Raw genomic sequence first — 20,280 nt, forward strand, 5'->3', positions numbered from 1 at the left:
TCCTTTCAAGTTCAGGATCGGTCAGGCGCGGTCAGCGGGGCTGCCGGGCATCAGGTCATAGGGGTGTTTCCAGCCGGGCAAGCCTTCGATGTTGCCCAGCCAGCGGTCGATATTGTCATGCGCCTTGCGGTCGAAACCAAAAGGCTCGGGATAGAACAGATAGCCGCAGCACGAAAAGTCGGCATTGGTCGCCCCGTCGCCCACGATCCAGTCGCGCGAAGCCAGATGATCGTCGAGCGTCTTGTACGCCGCCTGCAAGCGCCCGAGATTAAAGTCGATCACGGCCTGAGGGCGTTTGTCCTCGGGCAGGAAATTCATCAGGAACCGGGTCAGACCCGCCATCGAGCTGAGCTTGTGGTTGTCGAACAGCACCCAGCGCAGCACTTCGTATTTCTCGGCCCCTTCGCCCCCGAACTTGCCGGTCTTGTCGGTGATGTATTGCTGGATCGCGCCGGATTGGCTGATGCGCATGTCGCCGTCGATCAGCAGGGGCGCTTCGCCCATGGGGTTGAGGCTGCGGTATTCTGGTGCGCGGGTGGCGCCGCCGAAAAAGTCGACCTTGACCGGCGACCAGTCCAGGCCCGAAAGCGTAAGCGGCAGGGCCGCCTTGTAGGAATTGCCGGATTCGCCGAAGCAGTGAAGTTGGATGGTCATGTGTTCAGGCCCCTCCCCAGGGCGCGTGCTCTTTGATAGGGCAGGCCGGGGGTTTCACACCCCCGGACCCCCGTGGAGTTTACTCTGCAAGATGAAGATGGGAACGATTCAGACATTGTTAACCCCAACTGCAGCAAAGTGATCTCGCGCGGCAGACTGGAGAGTTGCGCCGCGTGCAAGGTGAAGCCTCGCTGGCCGGGCCGTATGGGTCAATCCCGATTGGGTCTCGGGCAGCGGGGTGAACCTTGAGCTCCGAGGTTCCTTCATCTTGCCAGATAAACTCCCGCCGGAGGCTCCCGCAGGGGCCGCGTAGTGCAAGGTGTGTTGTGTCATGCTGTCCTCCCCCAAAGATTCCCGCCTCAGCGCTTGCGCGCGTCGAGGTCGGCGTTGAACAGGCGCAGCCGGTGGCCCAGATTTTCCGCATCCGTCACGCTGTCGAAATTCTCGAAGAGAAAGGACATCGCTTCGCCCTCGTCGAGCCCCGCCTCGGATGAGAACTTCTTGAGGCGGCGGTAGCCGTCTTCCGTCATGGCGACGGTAAAGCGGCGGGTGAGGCGAAAGCGTTTGGGCATATGAGGCTCCGGTGGCAAATGATCCGGTCGTTTGCCGGACGCGCCTTGGGCGCATCCGGCAGGTGGTTCAGAAGTTGGCCGCATCCAGCGCCATGACCGTGTCCGCGCCCGACTGGATGCGTGTCAGGTGCAGGGCGGTCGCGGGCAGTTGCCGTGCCATGTAGTAGCGGCCCGTCGCCAGCTTGGTCTCGTAGAACGTGGTGTCGGACGTACCACCGGCGAGGGCATCCATCGACGCCTTGCCCATACGGGCCCACATCAGCCCCAGGCAGACGTGGCCGAACATGTGCATGAAGTCGTTCGAGCCCGCCAGCGCGTGGTTGGGGTTCTTCACGCCGTTCTGCATGAAATACATGCTGGCGGCCTGCAGATCCTTTGACGCGGCTTTCAGCGGATCGAGGAAATCCTTGTCGAAGCCTTCGTCCTGACCTGCGTTTTCCTTGATGAAATTCTTCACCATGTCGAAGAAGGCCATCACGTGTTTGCCGCCGTCCTGCGCCAGCTTGCGGCCGACCAGGTCCAGAGCCTGAACGCCGTTGGCACCCTCGTAGATCTGGGCGATGCGGGCGTCGCGGGTGAACTGGGACATGCCCCATTCCTCGATGTAGCCGTGGCCGCCGTAGACCTGCTGGGCCTTCACGGTCATGTCATAGCCCTGATCGGTCAGGAAGCCCTTGATGACCGGCGTCATCAGCGAGACCAGGCCATCGGCGTCCTTGTCGTGCGAGCGGTGCGCCGCGTCGATCAGTGACGCGCCCCACAGGATGAACGCGCGCGCACCTTCGACAAAGCTTTTCTGGTCCATCAGGCTGCGCCGTATGTCGGGGTGTACGATCAGCGGATCGGCGGGGCCATCGGGGTTTTCAGCACCGGTCACGGCACGGCCCTGCAGACGGTCCTTGGCGTAGTCCAGCGCGTTCTGATAGGCCACATCGGCCTGTGCCAGACCCTGCATGCCGACGCCGAGACGTGCCTCGTTCATCATGGTGAACATTGCGCGCATGCCCTTGTGCTCTTCACCCAGCAGGTAGCCGGTGGCACCGTCATAGTTCATCACGCAGGTCGAGTTGCCGTGAATGCCCATTTTCTCTTCGATCTTGCCGACGGTGACGCCGTTGCGATCGCCGAGGCTGCCGTCATCCTTCACGATGAACTTCGGCACGATGAACAAAGACACGCCCTTGATGCCTTCGGGGCCGCCGACGATTTTGGCCAGCACCAGGTGGATGATGTTGTCGGCCATGTCATGTTCGCCGGACGAGATGAAGATCTTCTGACCCGTCAGTTTATAGCTGCCGTCATCCTGCGGCTCGGCTTTTGTACGCATCATGCCCAAATCTGTACCACAATGCGGTTCAGTCAGGTTCATGGTGCCGGTCCAGTCACAGCTGACCATGTTGGGCAGATAGGTGTCCTTCTGCGCGTCGGTGCCGTGCGCAAGGATCGCCGAGGCGGCGCCGTGGGTCAGGCCCTGGTACATGGTGAACGCTTGGTTCGCGGCCGAGAACATCTCGCCCACGGCCGAGCCCATGACGGCGGGCATGTTCTGGCCGCCGTATTTTTCGGGCATGTCCAGACCGGTCCAGCCGCCTTCCTTGACCTGCGCGAAGGCTTCCTTGAACCCTTTGGGCGTATAAACGATGCCGTTTTCCAGTCGGCAGCCTTCCTTGTCGCCCACGGCGTTCAGCGGGGCCAGAACCGACGAGGTCAGCTTGCCCGCTTCTTCGAGGATCGCGGAGGTAAAGTCGGGCTCGAGCTCGTTGTAGCCCGGAATGTCGCTTTTGGTGACGTTCAGCAGGTTGTGCAGAACGAATTGCAGGTCTTTGGTGGGGGCTGTATAGCTGGGCATATGAAGTCTCTCTACAGGTCGTCGTTGTTGGGCTTAACCGGAATAGGTCTTACTGTGCGGCTTTCGGCGCGCTGTTCATCGAGGCGAGCATCTTCTCGCCCCATTTTATCTGGGTCTTCAGATCGTCGATCGCCTCGTTCAACTCGTCGCGCTGGGCGATCATGTCGGCCAGGCGCTGCTGGGCGATCTGGTAGGTGCTGGCCAGCTGGGTGTGCTGCTGGTCGCCCATGTCGTACATGTCCAGAAGCTGGCGGATCTCTTCGAGGCTGAAGCCAAAGCGCTTGCCGCGCAGGATCAGCTTGAGCCGGGCGCGGTCGCGTTTGGTGAACAGCCGCTTCTGGCCTTCGCGGATCGGGAACAGCAGTTCCTTGGCTTCGTAGAACCGCAGCGTGCGTGGGGTCACCTCGTAGGTGTCGCACATCTCGCGGATTGTCAGTGTCGTGTGGTCCATAACATCATCTCGCATCAGGTTTGCCTGTCGATTCTAGGTGGCAGATGGGTGAATTGACTGCCTCATACAACAGCAGTTGACGTTAACGTAAGCTGGACGTCGCGTCACAATTTTACCTTACGCAGATTGAATTAACGTCAACCTGTTGTTGTGCCGGAAAAATTCCCGTCACAGATGAAATCGCTGATTTTTAGGTGTATTGGACGCGTTCAGGCGTCTTTTGCCTGAGTGGCGGGGCGGCCCAGCTCATCGCCGATCTCGCGGCGCAGTTGCTTCAGCTCGGTCAGGGCATCGTCGAGTTGCGCGCGCTGTTCGGTCAGTTCCTTGATCTGCCCGTCGGCCATGTCGATCCACCTGTTCCACTGCGCGTGGGTGCCCTCGCGCTCGTAGATCAGCAGCCATTGGCGGATGTCTTCCAGCTGGAAGCCGAACTTGCGCCCCTTCAGAATCAGCTTCATCCGGGCGCGCTCGCGGGGCCCGTAATAGCGTGCGCGGCCCTCGCGGTCGGGTTGCAGAAGTTCGATGTATTCGTAATACCGCAACGTGCGCGGCGTCACGTCGAAGGCGGCGCACATCTCTTTGAATGTCAGACGGTCGTCACTCATGGGGGCTCTTCCTCGCGCGTCGGAGTGCAAATTAAGGCGGGGTGCCGAGAAGCGCAAGCGGGCTCTCTTGTGGTTTGACGCGCAGGGCGTGCTGACCTTATGAAGTCGTGAAGATAGCGGAGAGCAGACGATGGACAAGGTCAATATCGCACGGCAATTCATTCAGGCGATACCGCATGCGCGTGATCTGGGTCTGGAACTGATCACATTGGAAGACGGCGTTTCGGTGATTTCGATGCCCTATGACGAGAAGCTGGTTGGCAACCCCGCAACCGGGGTGATCCACGGCGGGGCGGTGTCGGCGCTGATGGACACCTGCAGCGGGGCTGCGGTGATGTGCCACCCGACGGGGCCTGCGGGGACCGCCACGATTGATCTGCGGATAGACTACATGCGGTCGGCCAAGCCCGGCGACACGATCACGGCAACCGCCACCTGCTATCACATGACGCGCTCTGTTGCTTTTGTGAGGGTCACCGCCGTCGACAGCGATACCGACAATCCGGTGGCCACGGCCACGGGTGCGTTCACTGTGGAGGGCGGGCAATGAAACAACAAAAACGCAAGCGTGGGTCGGTTCAGGAAGAACAGGCCCTGCGCCACCGCTGGGATGTGTCGCTGAACGCACTGGCCACCAGCGTGCCCTATATCGCCTACCTTGGCATTGATTTCGACCGGCGCGGCGACGAGCTGACCGCGATCCTGCCGTTTCAGGAAAAGCTGATCGGCAACCCGTTCCTGCCCGCGATCCACGGCGGCGTGACGGCTGCGTTTCTCGAGGTGACGGCGGTGATGACCCTGTCGCGGCACTATCTGTGGGAACGTCTGGAAAGCGGCGAGCTGGATCTGGACCGGCTGGACCAGGGCGAGGTGCCGCGCCTGCCCAAGACCATCGACTTTACCGTGGATTACCTGCGGTCCGGCCTGCCGCGCGATGCCTATGCGCGGGCGCGGATCAGCCGGGCGGGGCGGCGCTATGCCTCGGTCCATGTCGAGGCATGGCAGGACGATCACACGCGCCTGTTCGCGCAGGCAACGGGCCATTTCCTGATGCCGCAAAAGCGTGACTGAAACCGGCCCGCACGCGCCCGTATCTGCTGTGCCGCAGGCACCGATCACGCACCGGCGCGTGCTGGCGGTGGCCCTGCCCATCGTTCTGAGCAATGCGACCGTGCCGATCCTGGGCGCGGTCGATGTGGGGGTGGTCGGGCAATTGGGCGAAGCGGCCCCGATCGGTGCGGTGGCATTGGGCGCGATCATCCTGACTACGATCTATTGGATTTTCGGATTTCTGCGCATGGGCACCGTGGGCCTTGTCGGTCAAGCCGAAGGGGCAGGTGACAGCGCCGAGGTCTCGGCCCTGCTGACCCGCGCGCTGCTGATCGCGGGCGGTGGCGGTCTGGCGCTGATCGTGCTGCAACCGCTGCTGTTCTGGGGCGCCTTCGCGCTGTCCCCGGCGTCGGATGAGGTCGAGGGGCTGACCCGGACCTATCTGACCATCCGCATCTGGTCCGCGCCCTTTGCCATCGCGGTCTTTGCCCTGACCGGCTGGCTGGTGGCGATGGAGCGGACCGCGGGCGTGTTCTGGATGCAGTTGGTGATGAACGGCACCAACATCCTGCTGGACCTGTGGTTCGTGCTGGGGCTGGACTGGGGCGTGGGCGGTGTGGCCTTTGCCACGGTGATCGCGGAGACGATTGGCGCGGGCATGGGGCTGTACCTGTGCCGTGACGCATTCTCGCGGCCCGACTGGCGCGACTGGACGCGGGTGTTCGACCGGGCGGCGCTGATCCGCATGGCGCTGATCAACACCGATATCCTGATCCGCTCGGCGCTGCTGATGGCGATTTTTACGTCCTTTGTGTTCATGGGCGCAGGATTTGGCGATGTGACCTTGGCGGCGAACGAGGTGCTGGTGCAGTTCATGTACGTGACAGCACATGCGATGGATGGTTTCGCCTTTGCCGCCGAGACGCTGATCGCGCGGGCTTATGGTCGCCACGCGCCCGACCGTGTCAGGCGCTCGGCGCTGCTGACGTCATTTTGGGGGGCGGGGGCCGGTGTGCTGCTGGCGCTGGCCTTCGCGCTGGCGGGTCCCTGGCTGATCGACGTGATGGCCAAGGATGAAGCCGTGCGCGCGGTGGCGCGGACCTATCTGCCGTGGATGGTGGCGGCGCCCGTGGTGGGCTGTGCCGCGTGGATGCTGGACGGGATATTTATCGGGGCCACGCGCGGTGCGGACATGCGCAACATGATGCTGGTGAGCTTTGCGGTCTACGTGGCCGTCGCCGTGGTCGCGGTGCCGCTGATGGGCAACCACGGGCTGTGGTTTTCGCTGCTGGTCAGCTTCGCCGCGCGCGGTGTGACGCTGGGCATCCGGTATCCGGCGCTGGAGCGTGGGGCGGCCTGAGGGATCGGGGGCCAGCCCCCAAAGGCCTGCGGCCTTTTCCCCCGGGATATTTGGGGCCAAAAGAAATCGGCGTCAGAGCCAGTCTTTGGTGTTGGTGCCCACCGCTTCGGCGACCGAGCTGAAGCCGTCCTGTTGCAGCAGCACATCCAGCCCTTTCGCGATGCGCGCGGCGAGGCTGAGGCCGCCGTAGACGAGGCCGGTATAGAGTTGTACCGCCGATGCGCCCGCGCGGATCTTGGCGTAGGCGTCGCGGGCCGAGCCGATGCCGCCGACGCCGATCAGCGGGATGTCGGTCAGGCTGTGCAGACGGGCCAGCGTGCGGGTGGATTTCTCGAAGAGCGGCGCGCCGGACAGTCCGCCTGCCTCGCCCGCATAACCGCTGCGCAATCCTGCGCGGTCGAGCGTGGTGTTGGTGGCGATGATCGCCGCGATGCGGGCGTCCTGGGCGACCTTGGCGATGTCGGCGAGATCCTGATCGGTGAGGTCCGGCGCGATCTTGAGGAACACAGGCACGTCGCCGCGCACTTTCATGACGCCATCGAGCAGGGCAGCCAGCGCCATCGGCCCTTGCAGGTCGCGCAGCTTTTCGGTGTTGGGCGACGAGACGTTGACGGTCGCGAAGTCGATGTGGTTTCTCGCAGACTGCAGCACGCGGGCGAAATCCTCGGCGCGGTTGGCGCTGTCCTTGTTGGCACCGAGGTTCAGGCCTACGGGGATCGTCCGCTGCGCGCGGGCCAGACGTGCGACGATGGCCACGGCCCCGTCGTTGTTGAACCCGAAGCGGTTGATCGCGGCGCTGTCCTCGGTCAACCGGAACAGACGCGGTTTGGCGTTGCCGGGCTGGGGCAGGGGCGTCGCGGCCCCGACCTCGATAAAGCCGAAGCCCGCGCGCGTCAGTGGGCGGATGGCGGTCGCGTTCTTGTCGAAGCCCGCCGCCAGACCGACCGGGTTGGGCAGCGTCAGCCCCGCGATATGCGTGGTCAGACGGGGAGAGGACACGGGACCGGGCAGGGCCGCGAAGGGCGTGTGCAAGGCGCGCAGCGCGAGCCCATGCGCCCGTTCCGGATCGACCCGGCGCAGGGCGGCAAGGCCCAGTTTCTCGATCCCGCGTTTCATCCGAAGGTCGCGCCGCCCTTGGCGGGCGACGTGCGGATCAGGCGCGAGGTCAGGACCGCCGCCTGACGGTGGATCACGGCCTTTTTGTAATCGGGGTCGGTGACCATCGCGAGGAACGCCTTGGCGTCGGGGTAGCGCGCAATAAAGCAGGCATCCCAAACCTCATCCGCAGGGCCGATCAGCGTGGTCTGGAACTTGCCGCGCCACAGGATGCTGCCGCCCAGTCGTGCAACCACGGGGCCCGACTCGCGCCCGTAGTTGGCGTAGGCTTCTGCGCCGCTGAGGCCCTTGTCTGCGAGCGCGTGGTCGTCCGGATAGGCAGCGTGTTCGCGAAAGCGCACGAGGTTGAGCATTTCGATCGGATGATCGCGGGGCAGGTCCTTGAACGCGTCGAACTGTGCGCGTTCGGGGTCGATGTATCTGTGGGTCTTTTGGTCGGTCATAGAACACCTGCGGGGAATTGATGGACGCCGTCTTGCAGGGGCAGGGGTTGCGCCCAGGCCACGTCGTCCAGTTTCAGGGGGCGGTAGAGATGCGGAAAGAGCGCGCCACCGCGCGACGGCTCCCACACCAGCTTGTCGCCCAGAGCGTCGGCCTCGAGCCCCAGCAGCCACAGATCGTCTTCGTCTGCGAAATGCTTGGCCGCGGTTTCGGCAGCCTGTTCGGGCGTGGAGAAGTGCAGATAGCCATCGGCGATGTCGATTGGCGCGCCCAGGGTCTCGCCCTGATTGCGCAGCTCTTGCCATTCATCGTCACGGAATATTTTCAGGATCAGCATGGTGCACTGATGCCGTGCGCCCAAGCCATGGTCAAGCGGGCACGGCTGCCTGTACGTCATTCCGCCGTTCCGTAACATCGGTTTTGACTCTTATTCAGCGCAGCGCCAGAGTGTTTTCAATACCAACACAACCTACAGGGGGACCAGACATGCTTATGCGTCTGACACAGACTGTGGCGGCCATCGCGCTGACCGCAGGGACGGCCTCGGCGGATTATGCGCTGACTATTCTGCACACGAACGATTTCCATGCGCGCTTCGAGCCGATCAGCAAGTACGACAGCGGCTGCAGCGCCGAGGACAATGCGGCCGGTGAATGCTTTGGCGGCACCGCGCGGCTGGTGAACGCGATCAAGGACGCCAAGGCGCGGTCGGACAATTCCATCCTCGTCGATGGCGGCGACCAGTTCCAGGGCACGCTGTTCTATACCTATTACAAGGGCAAGCTTGCCGCCGAGATGATGAACAAGCTGGGCTATGACGCGATGACCGTGGGCAACCACGAATTCGACGATGGCCCCGAAGTGCTGGCCGGGTTCATCGACGCGGTCGAGTTTCCGATCCTGATGTCGAACGCCGATGTCTCGGGCGAGCCGCTGTTGGCTGACAAGCTGGCGAAATCGGTCGTGATCGAACGCAATGGCGAACAGATCGGTCTGATCGGTCTGACGCCCCAGGACACGGATGAGCTGGCGAGCCCCGGTCCCAACGTGACCTTTTCCGATCCGGCGGAGGCCGTTCAGGGCGAGGTCGACAAGCTGACCGCAGAGGGTGTGAACAAGATCATCGTGCTGTCGCACTCGGGCTACGGCGTAGATCAGCGCGTGGCTGAGAACACGACGGGCGTCGATGTGATCGTCGGCGGTCACTCGAACACGCTGCTGAGCAACACCGCTGAAGGTGCCGAAGGGCCCTATCCCACGATGGTGGGCGCGACCGCGATCGTGCAGGCCTATGCCTATGGCAAGTTTCTGGGCGAGCTGAATGTCACCTTTGATGACGAAGGCAACGTGATCGAAGCCAAGGGCGAGCCGCTGCTGATGGACGCCACGGTCGCCGAGGACGAAGCGACGGTCGCACGCATCGCCGAAGCCGCCAAGCCGCTGGACGAGATCCGCAACCGTGTCGTGGCCGAAGCGTCGGCACCCATTGGCGGCGACCGCGAAGCCTGCCGTGCGATGGAATGCTCGATGGGCTCGCTGATTGCAGATGCGATGCTGGCGCGGGTCAAAGATCAGGGCATCGAGATCGCGATCCAGAACGGCGGCGGCATCCGTGCGTCGATCGACGAGGGCCCGATCACCATGGGCGAAGTGCTGACCGTGCTGCCGTTCCAGAACACGCTGTCGACCTTCCAGGTGACGGGCGCCACGGTCGTCGAGGCGCTGGAAAACGGTGTCAGTCAGATCGAAGAGGGCGCGGGCCGCTTTGCGCAGGTCGCGGGACTGACCTATGCGTTCGATGCGTCCAAGCCGGTGGGCGAGCGGGTGTCCGACGTGATGGTCGGCGGCGCGCCGATTGATCCCGACAAGACCTATGGCGTGGTGTCCAACAACTATGTCCGCAACGGCGGCGACGGCTACAAGATGTTTGTCGATGCGCAAAACGCCTATGACTTCGGGCCTGATGTTGCGGATGTGACGGCGGAATATCTGGCGGCTCAGGGGCCGTTCACGCCGGTCACGGACGGGCGTATCACCGTGAAGTAACGGTCTGCCAATACATTGCCACTCAGGGGCGCGCGGGCATTGCCTTGCGCGCCCTTTTTCATGTGTCGCTTCAGTTGGCGGCGGCGGTTTCCGCTTCGGCCTGAACCTCGGCCTCGGATGCGCCAAGGGCTGCGGTCTGGGGCGTGCTGCCACGCCCCCCCGGTGCCACCTGAAACGCGGTCTTGTCGGCCTCGTCCACCGCCACGCGCCGCGAGATCCGCCAGAGCGTGTAGACGATGACCAGCACATGCGCGCCTGCCGTCACGATGAACAGCGCCCGGTCCGCGAAAGCGTACATCGCCCAGCCCGCGACCAAGGGACCGATGATGCCGCCGCCGCCGTAAAGCAGCAGCAGACCGCCCGAGATCTGGATCGACGTGCCGGGGGTCGCGTGGTCGTTGGCGTGTGCCACGATCACCGGGTACATCGCAAAGATCGACCCGCCGAGGATCGCGGCCAAAATGAAGTTGGGGATGCGCCCCTGCGGTGCGATGGTGATGAACAGGATGTCGGCGATCAGTGCTGCAAGGGCGATCCCCACCAGCACCTTGCGCCGGTCCATCCGGTCGCTGAGGATGCCCACGGGGATCTGCGCCAGCGCGCCGGCCAGGATCGGCAGCGAGGTAAAGAAGGCGACCGCGGCCAGCACCAGCCCGGTGCGTTCCGCATAGACCGGAGCCAGCGCGCCGAAGGCCGAGTTGCTGACACCGACCCAGAAGACCGCAAACACAGCCACCGGCGAATTGCGCCAGAGCGTGCGCAGGTCAAGCTTGGCTGCGACCAGCGGTGCGGGGTTCGAACTGGACGACAGCGCCGTGGGCACCAGCGCGAGGCAGTAGAATATCGCCCCCACCGCAAAGAACAGAAAGCCCGAGGTGTCGCCCAGCGTCAGCGTCATCTGCCCCGCAGTCACGGCTCCCAGATTGACCATCGTGTAAACGCCGAAGATGCGACCGCGCTGGTCGGGGGCGGCCTGATCGCTCAGCCAGCTTTCGACGATCATCGCCGCACCGGCAAAGCAGAACCCGCAGACGCCGCGCAGGATGATCCATGTCCAGGGCGTCACCATGATCGCAGAGCCCAGCATCGACACCGCCGCAATCGCCGCCATCGCGCCGAAGGCCCGCACATGGCCCACGTTCGCCACCAGTCGCGGCGTCTGCACGCAGCCCGCCATGTAGCCCACGGCCCAGCCGGTGCCGAGCAGACCGAGAGAGAAGGCCGAGAACCCTTCGGCACTGCCGCGCACCGGCAGGATCAGCCCGTTGATCCCCCCCGCGAACAGCAGAAAGGAAGAGCCGAGCAGCAGGGCAAAGACAGGCAGGAAATGGCGGATCATGCGAACGGTTTCCAATAGGTCAGAATTGCGCGCAGTCTGCGCAGCTTTGGCCCGAGTTGCAAACCGATCAACCGCACGCCCCAGGGGTCCATCGTGTAAAATCCCATGCGCCCTGCGGGTTGCCCGAAACCTGTGCCCCTGATCTGCGCAGAGGTCTTGGTTCTGGGCATGCGATTGCCTAGGTTGCAGGTCATGTGTGGACGACTTGCCGTGACCCTGCCGACCGACGCGATGGCGCAACTGTTCGCGGCAGCGCCGGCGAACGATTTGCCGGATGTGCCCAACTACAACGTCTGCCCGACCGACCCGGTGCACGTGATCCGCAGCGATGGCGCGCACCGCGCGCTGATGCCGATGCGCTGGGGGTTCATCCCGCAGTGGTACAAACAGCCCAATGACGGCCCGCTTTTGATCAATGCGCGCGCCGAAACCATCGCGGACAAGCCCGCCTTTCGCGCCGCCTGCCGCGAACGGCGCTGCGTGGTGCTGGCAACGGGCTTCTTTGAATGGACCAAGGACGCCGAGGGCAACCGTCTGCCGTGGTACATCACCCGCCGGGATGGCGCGCCGCTGGCGCTGGCCGCGATCTGGCAGGATTGGGGGGCGGATGTGCAGCGGACCTGTGCGGTCGTCACCACGCAGGCCAACAGCGCCATGTCGCAGATCCACCACAGAATGCCCGTGGTGCTAGCGCCTGAACAGCTGCCGCTTTGGCTGGGCGAAGAGGGCAAGGGGGCCGCTCGTCTGATGCAGCCCGCGCCCGAAGATACATTGCAGATGCACCGCGTCGGCACGGCCGTGAACTCCAACCGCGCATCAGGGCCCGAGTTGATCGAGCCCTTTGACTGACACGCGCAAAACGACCCGCTTGCGGGGGTGCCGCAAGCAGGGCCGAAAGCAACGCCATGAACCGCAGGCTTAGTCTCTGAGCAGTGCCGAGTTGAAGCTGATGGAACCTGATGCAGGTGCCTCGCCGGTCTCGGCCCCTTCGGCAGAGGTGTCGACGATAAAGAAGTCTGTCGCCATGCCATCTGAAATCAAGACCGATTGCTCGCCTTGCGCAGCAAGCGGCCCGACGCTCCAGCCGTCGTCCTGAGCGACGATCGACTGTTCGGTCTCGGTCGCGTTTACGAAATTGACGACATCGCCGGGCGTCACGTAGGTGATTTGGGGAAAGAACGCAGCGCCCAGTACCATGACGGTATGGGTCTGGCCTTCGGCATGGGCGGCAGGGGCCAGAACCGCGCTGAAAGAGGCGGCGATGGCCAGTACTTTGATCGAATGCAGCATTTCTATGCTCCTGTTTGGTCCGGCCCCACCCGAAAACACGTGATCGCACGCCTAAGCGGAGAATGCGGCGGAATTGCGGCGCGCTCCGGTCAGATCTGCGTCATTGGTGCGGGCCGTTGCCGGTCTGCGCGGTCAGCCAGGCACGAAACGACCGCAGCGGCGCCTGCGTCGCACGCTCGGACGGCCAGACGAGGTAATAGGTGCCGATGCTCTCCGAAGTCTGCGCCGAGGCCAGCGCCAGTTGCCCGCTGTCGAGATAGGGTTGCGCCACGAATGTCGGCAGCAGCGCGACCCCCATGCCGTGAATGGCGGCCTGCGCCATCGTCGAAAACTGGTCGAACTGCATCCCCGGCGGCAGATCGCCGGTCCACCCCTGGGCCGCCATCCAGCGCGCCCAGCCCTTTGGCCGGGTTTCCAGATGCAAGAGCGGCTGGGCCGCGATCTGCGCGGTGGTGGCGTGGTGCAAAAGGTCAGGCGCGCAGACCGGCACCACGGTTTCGGGCATCAGGGCCATGTGGTCGGCACCGGACCAATCCTCGCGGCCAAAGTGGATGGCGGCGTCGAACCGGCTGGCGCGAAAATCGAACGGCGCCAGCCGGGTCGACAGGTTCACCGTCACCTCTGGATGGGTGCGGGCGAAATCTTGCAGGCGCGGTGCCAACCAGTGCATGCCGAAGGCTGGCAGGATCGCAAGGTTCAGCGCGCCGCCGTCCGGGTTGGTGCGCGCCGCGACGGACGCCGCCGCCAGCCGATGCAGGATTTCACGCACGGAACGCGCATATTCCCGCCCCACAGGCGTCAGAACCAGCGCACGGCCTTCGCGCTGAACCAGCTTTGCACCTATCTGATCTTCCAGGCTGCGCAACTGGCGGCTGACCCCGCTTTGGGTCAGCGACAACTCCTGTGCTGCGGCGGTGGCCGATCCCAGACGCGCGACGGCTTCGAAGGCCATCAGCGCGCCGGTCGAGGGCAGAAAACGGCGGGGGGCGATCATCTATGACCAATCCTCATGTATCGCAGGACGGATCATTGTTAGAACTTGGCGCGTTTCTTTGCAATACTGGGTGAAATTCAACAGATTCGAGAAAGAGGTACGCCATGAATGCAGAAACCCCGATCCTGAAAGCCAAGGACGCCCCCGATCTGGGCAGCTTCGACTGGGCCGACCCCTTCCGGTTGTCGCAGCAGCTGACCGAAGACGAACGCATGATCCAGGACAGCGCTGCGGCCTATGCCCGCGAAAAGCTGGCCCCGCGCATCATCGACGCCTTCGCCCATGAGACATCCGACAAGTCGATCTTCGCCGAGATGGGCGACATGGGCCTGCTGGGCGTGACCCTGCCTGAAGAATACGGCGGGCTGGGTGGCTCTTACGTGTCCTACGGTCTGGTTGCCCGTGAGGTCGAGCGGATCGACAGCGGCTACCGGTCGATGATGTCGGTGCAATCCAGCCTGGTGATCTATCCGATCTACGCCTACGGTTCGGAAGAGCAGCGCAAGAAATACCTGCCCAAACTCGCCAGTGGCGAATGGGTCGGCTGCTTTGGCCTGACCGAACCCGATGCGGGCTCCGACCCTGCGGGCATGAAGACACGCGCGGTCAAGACGGCGACCGGCTATAAGATCTCTGGCTCGAAGATGTGGATTTCGAACGCGCCCTTCGCGGATGTCTTCGTGGTCTGGGCCAAGTCGGACGAGCATGGCGGCAAGATCCGCGGCTTTGTCCTTGAAAAAGGCATGAAGGGTCTGAGCGCGCCCAAGATCGAGAACAAGCTGTCCCTGCGCGCGTCGATCACCGGCGAAATCGTGATGGACGGCGTCGAAGTGGGCGAAGATGCGCTGCTGCCGAATGTGCAGGGCCTCAAGGGTCCGTTCGGCTGTCTGAACCGCGCACGCTACGGCATCAGCTGGGGGGCTATGGGGGCCGCCGAATTCTGCTGGCACGCTGCACGCCAGTACGGCCTGGACCGCAAGCAATTTAACAAACCGCTCGCCGGCACGCAGCTGTTCCAGAAGAAACTGGCCGACATGCAGACCGAGATCGCGCTGGGCCTGCAAGCCTCGTTGCAGGTGGGCCGTCTGATGGACGCCGCCGAAGCCGCGCCCGAGATGATCTCGATCGTCAAGCGCAACAACTGCGGCAAGGCGCTGGATATCGCCCGCATCGCGCGGGACATGCATGGCGGCAACGGCATCTCCGGTGAATTCCAGGTGATGCGCCACGTGATGAACCTTGAGACGGTGAACACCTACGAGGGCACGCACGACGTGCACGCGCTGATCCTTGGCCGCGCACAGACCGGCATTCAGGCGTTCTTTTGAACCTCGTCTGACGGCACTGCATAAAATACCGCAAACGGGGGCCACTGTGCCCCCGTTTTCTTTTGGCTATAAATATCCATGCAAGACCGATCACTGGCGCACTGCCTCTGGCGTGGCACGGCTGATCCGCTAAGCTGCTCGCGAATTTCAGGGAAGACGAGACGACAGATGACGGCGACATACCCACGCAAAGCAGGCACAAAGCGGCGGATATCGCGATGACCTCCTTGCCGCGCACTCCCTCCTTTGACCTTACGGGCCGCCGCGCCCTCGTTACCGGCGCATCTTCCGGCATCGGTCTTGGTTGTGCCGTCGCATTGGCCGAGGCAGGCGCGCATGTGGTCTGCGCCGCACGGCGCGCCGATGTGCTGGACAAGAGTGTATCCGCAATGCGCGGTGCAGGTTTCTCCGCCGAAGCACTGGTACTGGATCAAACCGACACAGACGCCGTGGGGCAGGTGTTTTCCGAACCCTTCGACGTCGTGCTGAACTCTGCTGGTCTCGCGCGGCATTCCGCAGCCGTCGACACAGACATCGCCAATTTCGACGCGGTCATGGACGTGAACGTGAAGGCCGCCTATTTTCTGTCGTCCCATGCGGCACGCGCTTTGATGGCAGCAGGACGGCCTGGGTCGATCATCCACATCGGCAGCCAGATGGGCCACGTCGGCGGGCCTGACCGCGCTGTCTATTGCGCGTCGAAACACGCAGTCGAGGGCATGGTCAAGGCGATGGCCATCGAATGGGGCCCGGCGGGCATTCGCATCAACACCATATGCCCCACCTTCATCCGCACCCCGCTGACCGAGCCGACGTTTCAGGACCTCGACCAGCAGGCGTGGATCATGGGCAAGATCAAGCTGCCGCGCGTCGGTGTCGTCAGCGACATCATGGGGGCTGCGGTCTACCTGGCCTCTGATGCCTCGGCGATGGTGACGGGGACGGCGATGAAGGTCGACGGCGGATGGACGGCAGGGTGATGCCAAAACCACTGGCAAGGGACGCATGATGGAATTGGACCCGAACTGGGAATACGTCGCCGACAGCGTCATGGGCGGCGTTTCGCGCGGGCAGGCAGGGCGCGCAGAGGTCGCAGGCCGCCGGGCGATGCGGCTGACCGGACAGGTCAGCACCGACAATGGCGGGGGCTTCATCCAGATGGCCTTTGACCTCGCACAGGACGCGCGCGGGTTTACCGGTATCGAACTCGACATCTGCGGCAACGGCGCATGCTACGACCTGCGCCTTCGCACGACGGAACTGACCCGCGCATGGCAATCGTTTCGCACCGGGTTCACAGCGCCTTCGGGGTGGACCACGATCAAGGTGCCTTTCGACACGTTGGAGGCCTACCGGACCGACGCGACCTTCGCCGCGTCCCAATTGCGCCGCGTCGGCGTGGTTGCGGTGGGACGGGAATTTTCCGTCGACGTGGCGGTCAGCGGCGTGCGGTTGTTTTAGTCCTTTGGCGCAGGCGCGCCGCCCTCGAACGCATTGCCGTTCACATAATCGCAGGGCGCCTCCTGCATCTCCAGATGCAGACCCCCACCGGTATAGGGATGCGCACGCGCCAGATCCTCGTCCACCTCGATGCCAAGTCCGGGCGCGTCCGTTGGCGTCACGAAGCCGTCCTCGACGCGGATGCTGCCCTTGATCAGCGCGTCGTGGAACGGGGTCTCGATGGTCTCGCACATCAGCAGGTTGGGGATCGACGCCGCGAGCTGGATGTTCGCCGCCCATTCGATCGGCCCCGCATAGAGGTGCGGCGCGATCTGCGCGTTGTACACTTCCGCCATCGCGGCGATCTTCTTGACCTCCCAGATGCCGCCCGCACGTCCCAGCGCGGGTTGCAGTATGCTGGCCGCCCCGCTGCGCAGGATCGGCGCGAACTCGGCCTTGGTGGTCAGCCGCTCGCCCGTGGCCACCGGAATGCCCACGGCGCTCGCCACCGCAGCCATCTGCGCGGGATTGTCCGGGGGAATAGGCTCTTCGTACCACAGCGGATCATAGGGCGCGATAGCCCGGCCCAGCCGGATTGCACCGGCGGTGGTGAACTGCCCGTGGGTGCCAAACAGCAGATCGGCGCGGTCGCCGACGGCTTCACGGATTGCCTTGCAGAAGGCGACCGACTGGCTGATGTCGCTCATCGCGGGCATGTGGCCGCCGCGCAGAGTATATGGGCCTGCGGGATCGAACTTGACCGCGGTGTAGCCGCGCGCCACGCAATTCGCTGCCGCCTCTGCCGCCATCTCGGGCGATGTCCAGAACGCCGTAAGATCGTGCTGCGGCAGGGGGTAAAGATAGGTATAGGTACGGATGCGCTGGTTTATCCGTCCACCGATCAGCGCATGTATGGGCCGCCCGCGATCCTTGCCCAATATATCCCAGCAGGCTATTTCCAGCCCCGAAAACGCGCCCATCACGGTCAGGTCGGGCCGCTGGGTGAAACCGGCGGAATAGGCGCGGCGGAACATCAGCTCGATATTCTCGGGGTTCTCGTCCTGCATGTGCCGCGCGAAGACATCCTCGATCACCGCGCGCATCGCATCCGGCCCCACCGACGCGGCATAGCATTCGCCCCATCCCACGATCCCGGTGTCGGTGGTCAGCTTGACCAGTATCCAGTACCGCCCGCCCCAGCCCGGAGCCGGAGGCGCGGTCACGATTATATCGAGATCTTGCAGTTTCATGCGCGGTACACCTTCATCTTGCCTAGTAAACTCCGGGGCCGGAATTTAAGTCGCGGGGCAGAGCCCCGGTCGGTCAGCGATCAAACACGATCACATTGCGCCGCGCGCTGCCGGTCTTGGTGTCGGCGATCGCCTCGTTGATCTGCTCCAGCGACCAGCGTCCCGAAATCAATTCGTCCAGTTTCAGGCGTCCCTGCGCGTAAAGGTCCAGCATCCACGGAATGTCGCGCTGGATCACCACGTCGCCCATCTTCGAGCCGACCATGCCCTGACCGGCAGCAGCCAGGTTGACCGGCTCATAGGTGGCCTCGCCGCCGACATGGGGCATACCGACCATGATGACCTTGCCGCCCGTCGCCAGATAGTTCGGAGCCTGATCATAGGCCGGGATCGCGCCGACGGTGACGACCACCGCATCGGCCCCGCGCCCGCCCAGCGCCTTGCGCGCGGCAAGCCACGGGGCCTTGTGCGTTGCAAGCACGACGTGGGTCGCGCCGAATTCCTTTGCGACCTCCAGCTTGTCCGCGCTCATGTCGACGGCGACGATGCGCCGCGCGCCCGCAATGCGCGCGCCCTGGATCGCGTTCAGCCCGACGCCGCCCGCGCCGATCACCACCACGTCCTGGCCTGCGCGCAGATGCGCCGAGTTCACCACCGAACCCACGCCGGTGATCACGCCGCAGGCCACCAGCGATGCGACGTCCTTGGCGATCTGGTCCGAGATGCGCACGACCTGCCGCTGGTCCACCACCACCTTTTCCGCAAAGCCACCCGTGGCCATCGCCTGATGCAGTTTGCTGCCGTCGGGCATGGTGATCGGACCCATGTCGCCATTGTACGGTGTCTCGCAGGACACCGGGCTGCCGCTGGCACAAGGTGCACAAGATCCGCAGGAGCGGATCAGCGTGACCACGACGCTGTCGCCTTTGGACAGACCCGTCACGCCTGGGCCGACGGCACTGATACGTCCCGCCGCCTCGTGACCATAGACCGCGGGCAGGCTGCCGCCCCACGATCCTTCGGCGTATGAGATATCCGAATGACAGATCGCCACGGCATCGACGGTCACCTCGACCTCGCCCATTTCGGGCGCGCGCAGGTGGATGTCCTCGACGCGCAGCGGTTCGCCAAAAGCGTGGCAGACGGCGGCTTTGATGGTTTGCATGGGTGTCCTTGGGGCATGGGTGTTGCTTTCGGGTCAGGGTGTCGGCCATGGCCCGGTGGTGCAAGCAGAAAACCGACGCTTTCCCGGTCCGTCAGCGCCAGTTTCGCAGCTTACGTCAGGTGACCCTGCGCAGCGCCACCGGGCGCAGATAGATCAGCAGAGCACAGGTGGTCAGCAGCGCCGACAGGATAAACGGCGCGCCCGGAACATAGGCGGGTGCCGTGACGGCAGTGAAAGTATAGAAAACCGAGGTCATCACCAGCGGCGACAGGATCATCGCCAGCGCATGCACTGACACCATCGCGCCCTGCAACTCGCCTTGCTGGTCGTCGCCTGTGGCCTTTGACATGATCCCCTGCAATGCGGGCGCGATCACCCCGCCCAATGCCGCCATCGGCGTCAGGATCAGCGCGATGGTGCCGGACGTGACCAGTGCAATCGCCACATAACTCAAGATGGTGAACATCAGCCCATAAACGATCGTGCCGCTTTCGCCAAAGCGGCGCAGGGCGATGCGGATCAGCCCGCCTTGGACCACGGCCATCGCGACCCCGAACAGCCCCAGGCTGAGGCCGATCATCGCGGGCGACCAGCCGAACCGCGCCTGACCGAAATAGGCCCAGACTGTCGGATAGACGATAAACGCGAATTGGTAGATGAAGTAGACCACCAGCAGGCGGCGGATCTGTGGCAGTTTGCCCAAGGCACGCAGCGTGCCCAGTGGGTTTGCCCGCCGCCACGAAAACGCGCGGCGGATACGGTCGGTAACGGTTTCGCGCAGCACCAGCCAGCCAAAGACCGCATTCAGCCCCGACAGCACCGCTGCCGCCCAGAACGGCGCGCGGGTACCGTATTCGGCCAACAGCCCGCCGATCATCGGCCCCAGCACAAAGCCTATGCCGAAGGCCGCACCGATCAGCCCGAAGTTGGCACTTTTGTCTTCGGGGGCGCTGAGGTCCGCCATGCAGGCGTTGGCGGTCGATTGGGTCGATGCAGCGACCCCGCCGATGATGCGCCCGGCGAGCAGCAACCAGATGCTACCCGCCAGCGCCATCAGCACATAGTCCAGGCACATCACCACCAGCGACGCCAGCAGCACGGGCCTGCGGCCAAAGCTGTCGGAAAGGCCGCCGATGACAGGGCCAAAGAGGAATTGCATCACCGCGAAGGAGGTGGAGAGGATGCCGCCCCAGAGTGCTGCTTGCGCCAGTGTCCCGCCCTGAACCTCGCGGATCAGGTCGGGCATGATCGGCAGGATAAGCCCGATGCCCATCGCGTCCAGCAGGACGGTGAAGAGCAGAAAGACAACAGCGGGCTTCACGGCCTTGTC

Annotated in this window: 23 protein-coding genes; 8 read left to right on the plus strand and 15 right to left on the minus strand. The window is 63.9% G+C overall.

Annotated elements, in window-relative coordinates; genetic code table 11:
- Nucleotides 1-21: 21 nt before the first annotated feature.
- From NTA49_RS06630 to NTA49_RS06650, 5 genes are all read right to left on the minus strand, one after another.
- Nucleotides 22-654 carry a glutathione S-transferase family protein gene (locus NTA49_RS06630; RefSeq protein ID WP_258293890.1) on the minus strand — a complete coding sequence of 211 codons (633 nt, stop codon included), beginning with the start codon at nucleotides 652-654 and terminating at the stop codon, nucleotides 22-24.
- A 359-nt stretch (nucleotides 655-1,013) separates the two neighbouring features.
- Nucleotides 1,014-1,226 (minus strand): hypothetical protein, encoded by a 213-nt coding sequence (locus NTA49_RS06635; RefSeq protein ID WP_258293891.1) that lies wholly within the window; start codon nucleotides 1,224-1,226, stop codon nucleotides 1,014-1,016.
- Nucleotides 1,227-1,293: 67 nt separating this feature from the next.
- A complete protein-coding gene (locus tag NTA49_RS06640; RefSeq protein ID WP_258293892.1) occupies nucleotides 1,294-3,075 on the minus strand; it encodes an acyl-CoA dehydrogenase C-terminal domain-containing protein in 1,782 nt (593 codons plus the stop codon).
- Nucleotides 3,076-3,124: 49 nt separating this feature from the next.
- Nucleotides 3,125-3,526, minus strand: a complete 402-nt coding sequence (locus NTA49_RS06645; RefSeq protein ID WP_261368188.1) for a MerR family transcriptional regulator — start codon at nucleotides 3,524-3,526, stop codon at nucleotides 3,125-3,127.
- Nucleotides 3,527-3,735: 209 nt separating this feature from the next.
- Complete coding sequence (locus NTA49_RS06650; RefSeq protein ID WP_258293894.1) at nucleotides 3,736-4,131, minus strand: MerR family transcriptional regulator; 396 nt, start codon at nucleotides 4,129-4,131, stop codon at nucleotides 3,736-3,738.
- 130 nt (nucleotides 4,132-4,261) lie between these two features.
- Between NTA49_RS06650 and NTA49_RS06655 the strand changes: the two genes are divergently transcribed.
- The 3 genes from NTA49_RS06655 to NTA49_RS06665 are packed head-to-tail and all read left to right on the plus strand — an operon-like array spanning nucleotide 4,262 to nucleotide 6,541.
- A complete protein-coding gene (locus NTA49_RS06655) occupies nucleotides 4,262-4,681 on the plus strand; it encodes a PaaI family thioesterase (protein ID WP_258293895.1) in 420 nt (139 codons plus the stop codon).
- The gene (locus NTA49_RS06660; RefSeq protein WP_258293896.1) at nucleotides 4,678-5,202 is read left to right on the plus strand and encodes a PaaI family thioesterase; all 525 of its coding nucleotides are present in this window, start codon (nucleotides 4,678-4,680) and stop codon (nucleotides 5,200-5,202) included. The genes NTA49_RS06655 and NTA49_RS06660 overlap by 4 nt, the downstream gene beginning before the upstream one ends.
- On the plus strand, nucleotides 5,195-6,541 hold the full coding sequence (locus NTA49_RS06665) for an MATE family efflux transporter (protein WP_258293897.1): 1,347 nt from the start codon (nucleotides 5,195-5,197) through the stop codon (nucleotides 6,539-6,541). Before NTA49_RS06660 ends, NTA49_RS06665 begins: the two co-directional genes overlap by 8 nt.
- A 72-nt stretch (nucleotides 6,542-6,613) precedes the next feature.
- Here the strand turns inward: NTA49_RS06665 and NTA49_RS06670 are convergent, their stop codons facing one another.
- From NTA49_RS06670 to NTA49_RS06680, 3 genes are read right to left on the minus strand one after another with little or no spacing between them, the layout of a single operon-like run.
- Nucleotides 6,614-7,657 carry a quinone-dependent dihydroorotate dehydrogenase gene (locus NTA49_RS06670; RefSeq protein ID WP_258293898.1) on the minus strand — a complete coding sequence of 348 codons (1,044 nt, stop codon included), beginning with the start codon at nucleotides 7,655-7,657 and terminating at the stop codon, nucleotides 6,614-6,616.
- The gene (locus NTA49_RS06675; RefSeq protein ID WP_258293899.1) at nucleotides 7,654-8,100 is read right to left on the minus strand and encodes a DUF1330 domain-containing protein; all 447 of its coding nucleotides are present in this window, start codon (nucleotides 8,098-8,100) and stop codon (nucleotides 7,654-7,656) included. Before NTA49_RS06675 ends, NTA49_RS06670 begins: the two co-directional genes overlap by 4 nt.
- Nucleotides 8,097-8,435, minus strand: a complete 339-nt coding sequence (locus tag NTA49_RS06680; protein WP_258293900.1) for a DUF952 domain-containing protein — start codon at nucleotides 8,433-8,435, stop codon at nucleotides 8,097-8,099. Before NTA49_RS06680 ends, NTA49_RS06675 begins: the two co-directional genes overlap by 4 nt.
- A gap of 149 nt (nucleotides 8,436-8,584) precedes the next feature.
- Between NTA49_RS06680 and NTA49_RS06685 the strand changes: the two genes are divergently transcribed.
- Entirely contained in the window at nucleotides 8,585-10,144 is a 1,560-nt protein-coding gene (locus tag NTA49_RS06685; protein WP_258293901.1) for a bifunctional metallophosphatase/5'-nucleotidase, read from the plus strand.
- 70 nt (nucleotides 10,145-10,214) lie between these two features.
- Here NTA49_RS06685 and NTA49_RS06690 read toward each other — a convergent pair whose 3' ends face one another.
- Nucleotides 10,215-11,483 carry an MFS transporter gene (locus NTA49_RS06690; RefSeq protein WP_258293902.1) on the minus strand — a complete coding sequence of 423 codons (1,269 nt, stop codon included), beginning with the start codon at nucleotides 11,481-11,483 and terminating at the stop codon, nucleotides 10,215-10,217.
- Complete coding sequence (locus NTA49_RS06695; RefSeq protein ID WP_258293903.1) at nucleotides 11,480-11,653, minus strand: hypothetical protein; 174 nt, start codon at nucleotides 11,651-11,653, stop codon at nucleotides 11,480-11,482. The genes NTA49_RS06690 and NTA49_RS06695 overlap by 4 nt, the downstream gene beginning before the upstream one ends.
- Before the next feature lie 22 nt (nucleotides 11,654-11,675).
- Here NTA49_RS06695 and NTA49_RS06700 point away from each other — a divergent pair, with 22 nt between their 5' ends.
- The gene (locus tag NTA49_RS06700; RefSeq protein ID WP_258293904.1) at nucleotides 11,676-12,332 is read left to right on the plus strand and encodes an SOS response-associated peptidase; all 657 of its coding nucleotides are present in this window, start codon (nucleotides 11,676-11,678) and stop codon (nucleotides 12,330-12,332) included.
- 69 nt (nucleotides 12,333-12,401) lie between these two features.
- Here the strand turns inward: NTA49_RS06700 and NTA49_RS06705 are convergent, their stop codons facing one another.
- Nucleotides 12,402-12,773 carry a hypothetical protein gene (locus tag NTA49_RS06705; RefSeq protein ID WP_258293905.1) on the minus strand — a complete coding sequence of 124 codons (372 nt, stop codon included), beginning with the start codon at nucleotides 12,771-12,773 and terminating at the stop codon, nucleotides 12,402-12,404.
- 100 nt (nucleotides 12,774-12,873) lie between these two features.
- Nucleotides 12,874-13,767, minus strand: coding sequence for a LysR substrate-binding domain-containing protein (locus NTA49_RS06710; RefSeq protein WP_258293906.1), 894 nt, complete (start codon nucleotides 13,765-13,767; stop codon nucleotides 12,874-12,876).
- Between the two features lie 104 nt (nucleotides 13,768-13,871).
- Between NTA49_RS06710 and NTA49_RS06715 the strand changes: the two genes are divergently transcribed.
- The 3 genes from NTA49_RS06715 to NTA49_RS06725 all read left to right on the plus strand — a co-directional run bounded on the left by NTA49_RS06715 (nucleotide 13,872) and on the right by NTA49_RS06725 (nucleotide 16,556).
- On the plus strand, nucleotides 13,872-15,095 hold the full coding sequence (locus NTA49_RS06715; protein WP_258293907.1) for an acyl-CoA dehydrogenase: 1,224 nt from the start codon (nucleotides 13,872-13,874) through the stop codon (nucleotides 15,093-15,095).
- 218 nt (nucleotides 15,096-15,313) lie between these two features.
- Nucleotides 15,314-16,075: an SDR family NAD(P)-dependent oxidoreductase gene (locus NTA49_RS06720; RefSeq protein WP_258293908.1), complete on the plus strand. Its 762-nt coding sequence runs from the start codon at nucleotides 15,314-15,316 to the stop codon at nucleotides 16,073-16,075.
- Nucleotides 16,076-16,100: 25 nt separating this feature from the next.
- Complete coding sequence (locus NTA49_RS06725; protein ID WP_258293909.1) at nucleotides 16,101-16,556, plus strand: CIA30 family protein; 456 nt, start codon at nucleotides 16,101-16,103, stop codon at nucleotides 16,554-16,556.
- On the opposite strand, the gene NTA49_RS06730 is transcribed toward NTA49_RS06725, so the two are convergent.
- The 3 genes from NTA49_RS06730 to NTA49_RS06740 form a co-directional block, all read right to left on the minus strand.
- A complete protein-coding gene (locus NTA49_RS06730) occupies nucleotides 16,553-17,785 on the minus strand; it encodes a mandelate racemase/muconate lactonizing enzyme family protein (RefSeq protein WP_258293910.1) in 1,233 nt (410 codons plus the stop codon). The two genes, NTA49_RS06725 and NTA49_RS06730, sit on opposite strands and share 4 nt — an antisense overlap.
- Nucleotides 17,786-17,858: 73 nt before the next feature.
- Nucleotides 17,859-18,950: a zinc-binding dehydrogenase gene (locus NTA49_RS06735; protein ID WP_258293911.1), complete on the minus strand. Its 1,092-nt coding sequence runs from the start codon at nucleotides 18,948-18,950 to the stop codon at nucleotides 17,859-17,861.
- A gap of 115 nt (nucleotides 18,951-19,065) precedes the next feature.
- Nucleotides 19,066-20,271 (minus strand): TCR/Tet family MFS transporter, encoded by a 1,206-nt coding sequence (locus NTA49_RS06740; RefSeq protein WP_258293912.1) that lies wholly within the window; start codon nucleotides 20,269-20,271, stop codon nucleotides 19,066-19,068.
- Nucleotides 20,272-20,280 lie beyond the last annotated feature (9 nt).

The sequence above is a fragment of the Pseudosulfitobacter koreensis genome (assembly GCF_024733015.1).
GTDB classification, from domain to species: Bacteria; Pseudomonadota; Alphaproteobacteria; order Rhodobacterales; family Rhodobacteraceae; genus Pseudosulfitobacter; species Pseudosulfitobacter koreensis.